The organism is Bacteroides sp. 1_1_14 (assembly GCF_000162515.1).
GTDB lineage: Bacteria > Bacteroidota > Bacteroidia > Bacteroidales > Bacteroidaceae > Bacteroides > Bacteroides thetaiotaomicron.
On sequence record NZ_GG774703.1, the window covers coordinates 34,032 to 46,730 of the forward strand.

Genomic DNA, 12,699 nt, shown 5'->3' on the forward strand with positions numbered 1-12,699 from the left:
TATTGCCTTTACCGATAGTGTGTCGTTGGAATTTACTACGAGCCGTCCTATTAGCTTAGTTTATACGCTTGACGGTACTGAACCTGGAATATCCTCGGAAATTTATACTTCTCCTCTTTCTTTTATCAGAACGGTATCCTTAAGATCGCTTCGTTACTACCCTCTGGAAAACTGAGCAAAGTGCGTACAATCCTGATAGAGAAGCAGGCACTTTTGCCTGCTGTGGGTGTAGAAGGGAGTTTTCATGGGTTAAATATGGAAGTGACATACGGTATGTTTCTTAATATGCAGGAGTTTATGAAAACGGGCAAGAGTGTGGATGTCAGTACGGATATCAGAGAAACGGGGGAATTAACGTCATTCGTGCCTTCTACGAATTCTATGCGAGGCGTAAGACAATATGCTGCTGTGGCCACTGGATTTATTGATATTCCTGAAAATGGTGTTTACTTTTTCTCCTCTGATCTGGAAGAGGTTTGGGTCGGCGGAAAATTACTTGTAAACAATGGTGGAGAGGTGAAACGTCATTCCCGAAATGACCGCTCCATTGCTTTGGAGAAGGGTATGCATGAATTGAAACTCGTTTTCTTGGGGCACATCATCGGAGGATGGCCATCGAACTGGAATAACGGAGCTGTCATGCTGCGAAAGTCTGATGAGAAAAAATTCCGAAAAATAACAAGTGACATGCTTTGGAGAAAAAAGTAGAGCTTATAATCTTTTTAAAAATATAATCATATGAGAAGAATTTTATATTGTTTTCTGTTTATTGCAGGAGGGGGTATTATCCATGCATCTGCCAGAGAAGAAAGAGTAAGGACAGAGGATCGGATTAAATCGGATAGTGTTTTATTTGTTGACAGTTTTGACGGTAGCTCCGTCGTGCCCGATACAGCAGTCTGGAAACTTTGTACGTATGCTAACAATGCCTGGTCACAGTATTTTAGGGGTGTGAATGGTTACGAAAACGTAAAAGTGGAGGATGGTTATTTGAAGTTGAGGGCCTGTAAGGATAACGGGACTTATAAAAATGGCGGAGTATTTTCCAAAATCGGTTTTCCCTGTGGTACACGTTTGGAAGTTAAAGCCAGATTAACCAAATTGGTTCGTGGAGGTTTTCCCGCTATCTGGCAAATGCCCATGGGAGCACCGGAATGGCCCAGAGGGGGAGAAATAGATCTTATGGAATGGGTTCAAGGAACTCCCTTGCAGATCTATCAGACAGTACATACTTATTATATAAACGGAGCAAACGGTTCTGCGGGCGTAACTAACAAGAATCCTGATAAAAACTTTGATGTGACTAAGGATCATGTATATGCAGTGGAGCGTACTGAAAAGGAACTTATATTCTATGTCGACGGCAAAGAGACCTGGAGATATGGGAATCAATACTTGGATGAGGGGAAATTACAGTATCCGTTTTGTGAATATCCCTTCAATATAATTCTGAACTTCTCGTTGGGAGGCGAATTGAATGGCAGGATGACATGGCCGGGAGAAATCTGTGATGAAGATTTGCCGGGAGAGATGTGGGTTGACTGGGTGCGTGTTGTGTCGTTAAATAATGAAAATCAGTCCGATACGGGCGATAAATAAATATCATTTGTTACAAGGCTGTTTTAAAACTGAAAGGTAATAAGTGTAAACAATATATGTGTATAATTTAATTTTATAAGATTTCATATGAAGATTTTTTGCCTTCTACTATTGTTGCTTTGCTCAATGAATTCCATGTCTCAGGAAAAAATTCCTTTCGAGATCAGGGATGGACATTTTTATCGGTATGGGGAGGAAATCCCTATTCTTTCTGGAGAGATGCATTATGCCCGTATACCACACCAATATTGGCGCCACCGCTTGCAAATGATGAAAGGAATGGGGCTTAATACCGTGGCAACGTATGTTTTTTGGAATCTCCATGAGGTTGAACCAGGAAAATGGGATTTTTCTGGAGATAAGAATCTGGCGGAATATATAAGGATTGCCGGGGAGGAAGGGATGATGGTCATCCTTCGTCCCGGACCTTATGTTTGTGCCGAGTGGGAATTTGGTGGGTATCCGTGGTGGCTACAGAATATACCAGGTATGGAAATAAGGAGGGATAACACTGAGTTTCTGAAATATACGAAAAAATATATTGATCGTCTGTATGAGGAAGTAGGCGACCTGCAATGTACAAAAGGTGGTCCTATCATTATGGTACAGTGTGAAAATGAGTTTGGCTCATACGTTTCCCAGCGTAAGGATATACCGCTTGAAGAGCACCGTTCCTATAATGCAAAGATCAAAGGGCAGCTGGCTGATGCCGGGTTTACCATTCCGCTGTTCACCTCCGATGGAAGTTGGTTGTTTGAAGGCGGGTGTGTGGCAGGTGCCCTGCCCACGGCCAATGGGGAGAGTGATATCGCTAATCTTAAAAAGGTGGTGAACCAGTATCATGGTGACAAAGGACCGTATATGGTTGCAGAGTTTTATTCGGGCTGGCTGTCGCATTGGGGGGAACCGTTTCCGCAGGTCTCTGCCTCGGAAATCGCCCGCCAGACTGAGGCCTATCTGCAAAATGATGTTTCATTTAATTTTTATATGGTGCATGGAGGTACGAACTTCGGTTTTACCAGCGGTGCCAATTATGACAAGAAAAGGGATATACAGCCTGATTTGACCAGTTATGACTATGATGCTCCTATTAGCGAGGCCGGTTGGCTCACTCCAAAATATGATTCTATACGTTCTGTCATCCAGAAATATGTGAAATATCCCATACCTGCTCCTCCTGCCCCCATACCGGTTATAGAAATCTCTTCGATAAAACTGGAGAGGGTAGTTGATGCCCTGCTTCTTGCACAAAGTATACAACCGGTGAACGCCTCTACTCCTCTGACGTTCGAGCAACTTAATCAGGGGTATGGTTACGTTTTGTACACCCGTCATTTCAATCAACCTATCAGTGGAATCCTTGAAATCCCAGGATTACGTGATTATGCTGTGGTTTATGTAGATGGTGAGAAAATAGGTGTTTTAAATCGCAATACCAGAACATATTCTATGGAGATAGATATCCCGTTCAATGCCACTTTACAGATCTTGGTGGAGAATATGGGACGTATCAACTATGGAAGTGAGATTGTATATAACACAAAGGGGATTATCAGTCCTGTCACTGTTGCCGGTAAAGAAATTACGGGTGGCTGGAATATGTATCGGTTACCAATGGATAAATGTCCGGTATTGACTGAATTTGGCGATAATGTCTACAGGAACACACCTTTGCAGGCTGTTCAATTCAAGGATCGCCCGGTTATTTATGAGGGAGAATTCACATTGGATCAACCGGGAGATACCTTTATCGATATGCGTGCATGGGGAAAAGGGATTATTTTTATAAATGGTAAACACATAGGCCGTTATTGGAAGGTGGGACCACAACAGACCCTTTACATTCCGGGGGTATGGTTAAGAAAAGGTAAAAATAAAATTGTAATTTTTGAACAATTGAATGAGATTCCCCAGCAAAACGTCAATACGGTCAGAGAACCCGTGTTAATGAATTTAAAATAGCGTTTTGGACATAATAGCTGCAATTAGAGGAGATCCCACAGACTATTTATAGATACGTGTGTTTGATCTGACTGTATTCAAGTTTTAGGTGAATGATAAGAAAAGTCTCCACTGGTAGTTTCTTCTTAATTGTATTGATTATTTATTTTGAGATTTTAATTAAAACGAGAATCTTGTTGGTTATTTATATTGCTAAATATAAGGACTGAATTGATAATCTATATCTTGTATGATTAGCCTTTCTTTGCATTAAACAATAAATCATATATGAAATATTATGGATAAAAACAATAAAATTCATAAACTGACTGCCGCTAATGGTCGTCCGATAGCCGATAACCAAAACAGTCAAACGGTAGGTCCGCGTGGTCCTATAGTATTACAAGATCCTTGGTTCTTGGAAAAATTGGCCCATTTTGATCGTGAAGTGATTCCTGAGAGGCGTATGCATGCCAAAGGCTCAGGAGCTTATGGGGTATTTACTGTAACTCATGATATAACCCAATATACCCGTGCTGCCATCTTTAGTGAAATAGGCAAGCAGACCGAGTGTTTTGTCCGTTTTTCTACAGTTGCTGGTGAAAGGGGGCGGCTGATGCAGAGCGTGATATTCGCGGATTTGCTATAAAATTCTATACAGAAGAGGGGAATTGGGATTTGGTCGGAAATAATACTCCTGTATTTTTTTTACGGGACCCTTTAAAATTTCCAGATTTGAATCATGCTGTGAAACGTGATCCACGTACTAACATGAGGAGTGCTAATAATAATTGGGATTTTTGGACCTTACTTCCCGAGGCGTTACATCAGATAACAATTACTATGAGTTCACGTGGTATTCCATATTCTTATCGTCATATGAATGGATATGGCAGCCATACCTATAGCTTTATTAATGCCAAAAACGAACGTATTTGGGTTAAATTCCATTTAAAAACATTGCAGGGAATCAAATGTCTAACTGATCAGGAAGCGGAGGCTATTATTGCCAAAGATCGCGAATCCCACCAAAGAGATTTGTATGAAAGTATTGAGAGAAGGGATTATCCTCGTTGGAAATTTCAGATACAGTTGATGACTGAAAGGGAGGCGGAAAGTTATCGAGTCAATCCTTTTGATTTAACCAAGGTCTGGCCCCATAAGGATTTTCCGTTACAGGACGTGGGTATTCTGGAGTTGAACCGTAATCCTGAGAATTATTTTGCGGAGGTGGAACAATCAGCTTTTAACCCACAGAATATTGTAGAGGGAATTGGCTTTTCGCCAGATAAAATGTTACAAGGGAGACTATTCTCTTATGGTGATGCACAACGTTATCGTCTTGGCGTCAATGCAGAACAAATACCGGTCAATAGACCGCGTTGTCCTTTCCATGCATTTCACCGTGACGGAGCAATGCGCGTAGATGGGAATTATGGTTCGGCAAAAGGATATGAACCTAATAGTTATGGGGAATGGAAAGATTCTCCAGAGAAGAAAGAACCTCCTTTGAAAGGATATGGTAATATTTATAATTATGATGAGCGCGAATATGATGCTGACTATTATAGTCAACCTGGTGACCTGTTTCGCTTGATGCCTGTGGAAGAGAAGCAGCTGTTATTTGAAAATACGGCACGGGCAATGGGAGATGCGGAATTATTTATTAAATATCGCCATGTCCGTAACTGTTATAGAGCTGATCCCGATTATGGAACAGGTGTCGCAGCTGCGTTAGGAATCGATTTACATACGGCTTTAGTGTCAACTGAATGATTGTTTTGTTTTATATTCCCCTTTTTAATAGGCAATATTTATATTGAATAGGAGATGATTGTTTTCTTGTTTGATATTTGTATTTTGTTGATTATTATTAATATAAAAATAAAATGTTTAAAAATGAAAATATATAGACAGGGAGCTCTGTTGAGTATAATATGTTCCTTTGTTGGATTAATTTTAATAGGATGTGCAGAGGAGAAACAGGGTGTCGAGACAGGAATTCATAAAATTGTAATCCAACAGTCCGGTGACACAGATTCATTTGAAGTGAGTGTAAGTATCGGTGGTGCTGACAAGGGTGGTCCTGCCAAGTTGTACAATGACAAGGGAGAATACATTGGTGATTCCTATTCTGCCCAAATAAGGACGGCAACCATGTCTTGTCGTACAAATGGGAACGCGTTTTTCATGACCTGTGCCGGTTCGGTTTCCAGTATCTCGGAGGCGGGTAAACGACTTCATATAACAGTAATAGGCTACATTGACGACAAGGAGGTTAACCGTTTGGAAAAAGAATATATAACAGATGGTAATACCCTTATTGAAACTTTCAGCGTTTCAACCAAGGAGATATGATCCGGGTAGAATACAGAACTTGTATTGAAAAGAGCATAACGCCTGAACATGTTTCTTATCGAACTTTTTTTCCTAACTAAATAATTTATGAATACACTTCAAAAAACAGCGGGAGCAATTCTGTCGCTCTCGCTATTGTGTGGGATGCAGGTTTATGCGTTCCCTGACTACCCTTCCCTGAGGGGACAAATTATCGAACAGAGTGATATCTGTCAAGGAGTTGTCAAAGATGCCAATGGCGAAAGCATTATCGGCGCATCCGTACTTGTCAAAGGGACGACAAACGGCAGCATTACGGGACTTGACGGTGATTTTTCCCTTAGGAACGTAAAAAAAGGGGATATAATTGTTGTTTCTTATGTCGGCTATCAGAGCCAGGAAATAGCCTGGACAGGTGAACCGTTAAACATCGTTTTGAAGGAAGATGCCGAAGTCCTTGACGAGGTGGTTGTTATTGGCTATGGTGCTGTAAGAAAAGCGGATATGGCCGGTTCCGTAGCCGTGCTGGACAACAAAAATTTCAAGGACCAGCCTATAACCCAGGTTGCAGACGCTCTTCAGGGGCGTGTCAGTGGCGTTCATGTTGAGAACAGCGGCGTCCCCGGGGGAAGCGTGAAAATCCGCATCCGCGGTGCTAACTCCATCAGCAAAAGCAACGACCCTTTGTATGTGGTTGACGGAATCGTCCGCGAAAGCGGTTTGGACGGTATCAATCCCGAGGACATCCGTTCGATGCAGGTTCTCAAAGATGCATCGTCCACTGCCATATACGGTTCCAGGGGTTCGAACGGGGTCGTTCTGATCACTACCAAGAGTGGTAAGGCCGGTGTGCGTGAAATTATGTTCGACGCATCAGTGGGAGTTTCCAATGTATATAAGAGATACGATATCCTTGGAGCATACGATTACGCTCTGGCGCTCAAGGAGGTCAAAGGTATTGATTTCTCAAACGAAGAGATGCAATCCTATCAGAACGGAACGGCGGGCATCGACTGGCAGGATGAGATTTCCGTACGGGGATCACCCAGAATTACAAGTTGGCTCTTTCCAATGGTAGCGAGAAGACCCAATATTACATTTCCGCCAACTACATGAGCCAGGAAGGTGTGGTCATTGAATCGAAGAACGAGCGTTATCAGGCGAAGGCGAATCTTTCCTCACAGCTTACCGACTGGCTGCATATCACGGCTGACATCAATGCTTCCCACGGTGTGCGTCGCGGGGGATCTTTTGCCTCCGGTAAGGATAATCCGATCTGGATTGCTTTGAACTATTCGCCTACCATGACGATGATGGCCGAAAACGGGAACTATAACACCGATACTTATAATTCCATAGCTTCCAACCCGGTCGGTATCCTAAAGTTGCAGTCGGGAGAGACAATGACCAATGTTTTCAACGGACGTGTTGATTTGCGCCTTGATATAATGAAGGGGCTGACATTCACCACAACCAATGGCGTGGACTATTATGACGGGAAAAGTTATAGTTTCAGCTCCAAACGAGTGGGGACCAAGAGTGGTATGGGCAACAATGACACTTACCGCCTGATGCTGCAGAGTTCCAACAACCTGACATATACGGGTTCCTGGAACGACCATCATCTGACAGCCACGGCCGTATATGAGGTGACCTCCTCCGAAACCAGGACAATGGGTATAACCGGTAACAACCTGCTGACCGAGGGTGTGGGCTGGTGGAATGTGGGTATGGCTTCCTCTCGTGATGCAAACAATGGTTACGAGCAATGGGCGCTGATGTCGGGAGTGACCCGTGTCATGTACAATTATAAGGACCGTTATATGCTTACCGGAACATTTCGTGCCGACGGTTCTTCTCGCTTTGCCAAAAAGAAATGGGGGTACTTTCCTTCTATTGCCGCAGCTTGGACGTTGAGCAATGAGGATTTCATGAAGGATGTTTCCTCGGTTCAGGACATTAAACTTCGCGCCAGTTATGGTATTGTGGGTAGTCAGGCTATCAGTCCTTATGCGACCATGGGCCTTATGAGTGCTACTGCATACAATTTTGGAACCAACAGTAATTTTACCGGTTATTGGGCAAATGACATAGCGACTCCTGAGCTTACGTGGGAGAAGACCAAACAGTTCGACCTGGGCTTGGAGTTCTCCCTGTTTGACAGGCGGCTGAATTTCAGTGTGGACTATTTCTATAAACGCACTACAGATGCGTTGCTTAAAAGAAGTATCCCCGGATATGTCGGCGGTAACTCTTTTTGGGTGAATGACGGCGAAATCAGTAATCGTGGTATTGATTTGAGCGTGACCGCCCGGATTATGCAGAATGACCGGTTCCAATGGACCTCCACCTTGAACGGTACTTATTTGAAGAACCGCGTGGAACGCCTTTCCGGTGGTGAGAATGATTTCATCAACGGCTCCAGTCCGGCTGCCGGTATGGTTGATTATGCCACCATTATCAAGCCGGGTGAGGCCATCGGTACTTTTTGGGGATATGAATGGACCGGCTTGGATGAAAAGGGACATGACACTTACACGGATGTAGATGGAAATCAGATGATAGACGGTGGCGACCGCAAGGTCATCGGCAAGGCCAATCCCGATTTCACCCTGGGATGGAATAACTCCCTGTCTTATAAAAACTGGGATCTGAACCTGTTCTTCAACGGATCTTTCGGAGCCAAGCGTTTGAATCTTGTAAGATATACGATGGCTTCGGCCGAAGGGAATTCCCGCTTTGTAACTCTGGCAGACGCCTATCTGAAGGGATTCGACAAGATTGGCTCTTCGGCAACATGCCCGAGCCTGACCGAAGGTGGAAATAATTTGCAGCCGGTTTCAACCAAATGGCTGGAGAACGCGGACTTCCTTCGTCTGGAGAATATCAGTCTTTCATACACTTTCCCCAAAAAGACAACGGGATTCGCTGATTTGCGGCTTACTTTCAGCTGTCAGAACCTTTTTACAATAACCGGGTACAAGGGGATGGATCCGGCCGGTACTACCTTCTCGAACAGCAGCGTTGACGTTGACGCGGGTATTGACATGGGAGCCTATCCTTCCCCAAGAACATTCACATTCGGTCTCCGGATGAATTTTTAAATCTAAAATAGAAGAACTTATGAAAATAAAAATAATAGCAGGCACTATGGTTGCCCTGTCATTTTCACTGATGTCGTGCAGTGATTCTTAACGGAAGATCCCCAGGGGAAAACTCACTCCGGAAAACTTCTTCTCTACCCAGGATGAATTGAACATGAGCATATATGCCCTTTACCAGAAAGTCAATCTTTCACAGGTATATACGAACATGCAGCTGCCCCAGTGGCAGGGGGATGATATAACGACCAATCCGGGGAGCAACAAACAGCCTGCCGCAGAAATGGACAAGTTTGCCGCAGCAAACAACAACAAGGGTGTCAAAGATGCGTGGAACATGCATTATGCCATTGTAAAGGCTGCCAATTTGATCATACAGGGGGCCTCTAAAACACCTACCACTCAAGATGAGATAAATATCGCCCTCGGGCAGGCTAAATTCTGGAGGGCATACGCTTATTTTACCCTGGTGCGACTTTGGGGACCGCTGCCGATGAATCTGGACAATGTCAACGATGATTATACCAAACCTCTATCCCCAGTGGAAGAAGTGTATGGTCATATTGTGCAGGACCTGACCGAAGCCGAGGCCATATTGCCTACAGTGTATAGTGCAGCTCCTCGCTTTATGAATGGTGTAAACGTGTATGTAACCCGACAAGCTGTAAAGTCAACTTTGGCAGCAGTATATATGGCTATGGCCGGTTGGCCCATGAATAAAACGGAATACTATGCAAAGGCTGCTGAAAAGGCAAAGGAGGTCATTGACGGGGTGAACAAAGGTGAATATGAGTACAAGCTCGATAAGGATTACAAAGATGTGTATGCCATGAGCAATAATTATAACTTGGAAACAGTACTCGGTATAAACTATTCTCCATTCGTGGATTGGACTCAGGATTCGGAACTCACCTCCTGTAACCAGTTTGAATCGCTGGGTGGCTGGGGAGACGCTTGGGGGGAAATTCGTTTCTGGAAGGAGTTTCCTGACGGTCCGAGAAAAGATGCGACCTATGATCCCAAGATTCGTCTGAAAGACGGAACCTTGGTTGACTGGTGGGAGTTAAAGGAGGATGGTACCCCCGTCGTTCCGGAACACCACCCAATGTTCAGTATATTCTCCGTAAACTGGGATCCTGCGTTAAAGGTGAATACTGATGCCCCGTATGACTATACAAAGCCGGCCAGTCAGAACATGTGTAATGACCATCGGCATAGAATCATTCGTTATTCGGAGGTTTTGTTGTGGTATGCGGAAGCCAAGGCCAGGACGGGGCAGACGGACGAGTTGGCATTCAAGTGTCTGAATGATGTCCGCGAGCGTGCCGAACTGGAACCGCTCACCGGACTTTCTGCAGATGACCTTGCCGAAGCGGCTTATAAGGAGCATGGTTGGGAGGTGGCAGGCTACTGGGTGGCCCTTGTCACACGCCGTGCGGACCAGTTCCGTATGAACAGACTGAAAGACACCTTTAAGGAAAGAGCGGAGAACACGGCTGTTGAAGTCGCCGACGGGATCCTGGTAAAGGAGTCTGTAGAATATACGAACAGGACATGGAGTGACAATCTGATGTATCTTCCATATCCTGATATGGATTCCCAGAAAAACCCGAATCTGGTAAGGTGATTTTTTATTTTAAGCCAGAGGGCACCCGCCAATCACCAGTTGATTGGCGGGTAGCTCCTCTGATTTTCAATGTATAATTTTTTAATATCATGTACTAAATTTTGAATTGTTTTTTCCGTGTTCTCTGCTCCTGCCTTTCCGGTCATCTGTTTTCGGAAAGAAGGGTATGTGACCTGCACGTGACTTTTGAGCTGATAGGGGAATGGGGTGTGGAGATCGTTCCCGTGGCATTATTGTTCATTCTTATGTTTTTCTCCCTTTTGTAAACTCAGGAGGTATCATTCCCGTCCCCATTGATATCCATGTTTGCGGATAGTCATTTGTAACGTGCTTGCGGCATGATAATGCCGGAAATCATGGACAAACGCATAATAGGTACACATTCGATTTTTAGTAATAACGGATTGGAATCATGAACATTCTGAAGTTACAAGGATTGGACGGTCGGCTTTTTGACCTTGTCGCCCCTTTGGTAATGAACCCGGCCGTATTGCGGCAAAATAATAATTACCCTTTCAAAACGACGCGTAACCATGTCTGGTACATTGCCATGGATGAGCAAAGGGTGTTGGGATTCATGCCTGTGAAAATGACCTTGACAAACAATTGCATAGATAACTACTATATTAGCGGGGATAACTCCTCTGTAATAGAGGTGTTATTGGACCGTATTATCCATGATTTTTCTTCTGATGGTTCCCTTGTGGCCGTTGTACACGAACGCCACGTGGAAGACTTTTCAATGAAGAATTTTATCCCCTGTGTCGAGTGGAAGAAGTATGTCAAGATGCGTTATCTTGAAGGAGGTGGGGCATGATGCGCCGGATGGATGTCCACGAGGCCGCCAACCGGAGATTGAAGATCATCTTTGACTATTTTGATTACGTGTATGTCTCTTTTTCCGGTGGCAAGGATAGCGGTATCCTTCTCCATTTGTGCATGGATTATATCCGCATGCATGCACCCGGTAGAAAACTGGGTGTGTTCCACATGGATTACGAGGTGCAGTACCGCCAGAGCACGGAGTACGTGGAAAGGATGTTTTCCAACAACCGGGATATCCTTGAAGTGTTCCACTGTTGTGTCCCCTTCAAGGTACCCACATGTACTTCCATGTACCAGCAGTACTGGCGTCCCTGGCAAGAGGGGTACCAGAATATCTGGGTTCGCCAGATGCCGGGCACCGCTCTTAGCGTGAAAGATTTTGATTTCTGGAACGACAGCCTGTGGGATTACGACTTCCAGTCTCTTTTCCCTTCCTGGATACGTCGTAAGAAGGGATGCAAGCGTGTTTGCTGCCTCGTGGGGATCCGCACGCAGGAGAGCTTCAACCGATGGCGGGCGATTCATTCCGACAAGAATTACCGTAAGCTGGCCAACTACAAGTGGACCCACCGTGTAGGATATTACACTTATAACGCCTACCCGATATACGACTGGAAGACAACGGACGTGTGGACGGGGTATGCCCGGTATGGTTGGGATTATAACCGTTTGTATGACTTGTATTACCAGGCCGGGATTCCCTTGTCCCGCCAGAGGGTGGCCAGCCCGTTTATCTCACAGGCCGTTTCGACCCTGCATCTTTATAAAGTTATTGATCCGGATACCTGGGGACGCATGGTCAGCCGGGTCAACGGCGTCAGTTTCGCCGGAATGTACGGGAACACGGTTGCGATGGGCTGGCGCTCCATCAGTTGTCCGGACGGGTTCACGTGGAAAGAGTACATGTACTTCCTCCTTGACACGCTTCCCCGGGCGACAAGGGAGAACTACCTGGAGAAACTGAGGGTGAGCCAGAAATTCTGGAGAGAAAAAGGAGGCTGCCTGGGAGAGGAAACGATCGGGAAGCTGCGTGCGGCCGGTGTACCGTTCACGGTGGAAGAATGCACGGCATACCGGACTGACAAGAGGCCCGTCCGCATGGAGTATATAGACGAGATAGATATCCCTGAATTTCGTGAAATACCCACTTACAAACGAATGTGCGTCTGCATCCTGAAAAACGATCATACCTGCAAGTATATGGGTTTCACGCAGACCAAACGGGAGAGGGAGATGAAAGAGAGAGTTTTGAAAAGATATAAATTGTGA

Annotated in this window: 5 protein-coding genes and 4 pseudogenes; all 9 read left to right on the forward strand. The window is 44.8% G+C overall.

Annotated elements, in window-relative coordinates; all coding sequences use genetic code 11:
• Positions 1 to 708 (forward strand): annotated as a pseudogene (locus HMPREF9007_RS20700) (chitobiase/beta-hexosaminidase C-terminal domain-containing protein); the annotation flags it as partial.
• A 30-nt stretch (positions 709 to 738) separates the two neighbouring features.
• A complete protein-coding gene (locus HMPREF9007_RS20695) occupies positions 739 to 1,599 on the forward strand; it encodes a glycoside hydrolase family 16 protein (protein ID WP_008760190.1) in 861 nt (286 codons plus the stop codon).
• Positions 1,600 to 1,686: 87 nt separating this feature from the next.
• Positions 1,687 to 3,561, forward strand: coding sequence for a beta-galactosidase (locus HMPREF9007_RS20690; RefSeq protein ID WP_008760191.1), 1,875 nt, complete (start codon positions 1,687 to 1,689; stop codon positions 3,559 to 3,561).
• 277 nt (positions 3,562 to 3,838) lie between these two features.
• Positions 3,839 to 5,316, forward strand: a pseudogene (locus HMPREF9007_RS20685) (catalase).
• 123 nt (positions 5,317 to 5,439) lie between these two features.
• Positions 5,440 to 5,898 (forward strand): beta-barrel fold lipoprotein, encoded by a 459-nt coding sequence (locus tag HMPREF9007_RS20680; protein WP_008760192.1) that lies wholly within the window; start codon positions 5,440 to 5,442, stop codon positions 5,896 to 5,898.
• A gap of 87 nt (positions 5,899 to 5,985) precedes the next feature.
• Positions 5,986 to 8,981: pseudogene (locus HMPREF9007_RS20675) on the forward strand (TonB-dependent receptor).
• A gap of 19 nt (positions 8,982 to 9,000) precedes the next feature.
• A pseudogene (locus HMPREF9007_RS20670) lies at positions 9,001 to 10,605 on the forward strand (RagB/SusD family nutrient uptake outer membrane protein).
• 412 nt (positions 10,606 to 11,017) lie between these two features.
• Positions 11,018 to 11,422 (forward strand): hypothetical protein, encoded by a 405-nt coding sequence (locus HMPREF9007_RS20665; protein ID WP_008760193.1) that lies wholly within the window; start codon positions 11,018 to 11,020, stop codon positions 11,420 to 11,422.
• Entirely contained in the window at positions 11,419 to 12,699 is a 1,281-nt protein-coding gene (locus HMPREF9007_RS20660; RefSeq protein WP_005805231.1) for a DUF3440 domain-containing protein, read from the forward strand. The genes HMPREF9007_RS20665 and HMPREF9007_RS20660 overlap by 4 nt, the downstream gene beginning before the upstream one ends.

Excerpts from the sequence above, each read along its gene's own strand:
- HMPREF9007_RS20695 (WP_008760190.1), top strand. The coding sequence starts at position 739 with ATGAGAAGAATTTTATATTGTTTTCTGTTTATTGCAGGAGGGGGTATT.
- HMPREF9007_RS20690 (WP_008760191.1), top strand. The coding sequence starts at position 1,687 with ATGAAGATTTTTTGCCTTCTACTATTGTTGCTTTGCTCAATGAATTCC.
- HMPREF9007_RS20680 (WP_008760192.1), top strand. The coding sequence starts at position 5,440 with ATGAAAATATATAGACAGGGAGCTCTGTTGAGTATAATATGTTCCTTT.
- HMPREF9007_RS20665 (WP_008760193.1), top strand. The coding sequence starts at position 11,018 with ATGAACATTCTGAAGTTACAAGGATTGGACGGTCGGCTTTTTGACCTT.
- HMPREF9007_RS20660 (WP_005805231.1), top strand. The coding sequence starts at position 11,419 with ATGATGCGCCGGATGGATGTCCACGAGGCCGCCAACCGGAGATTGAAG.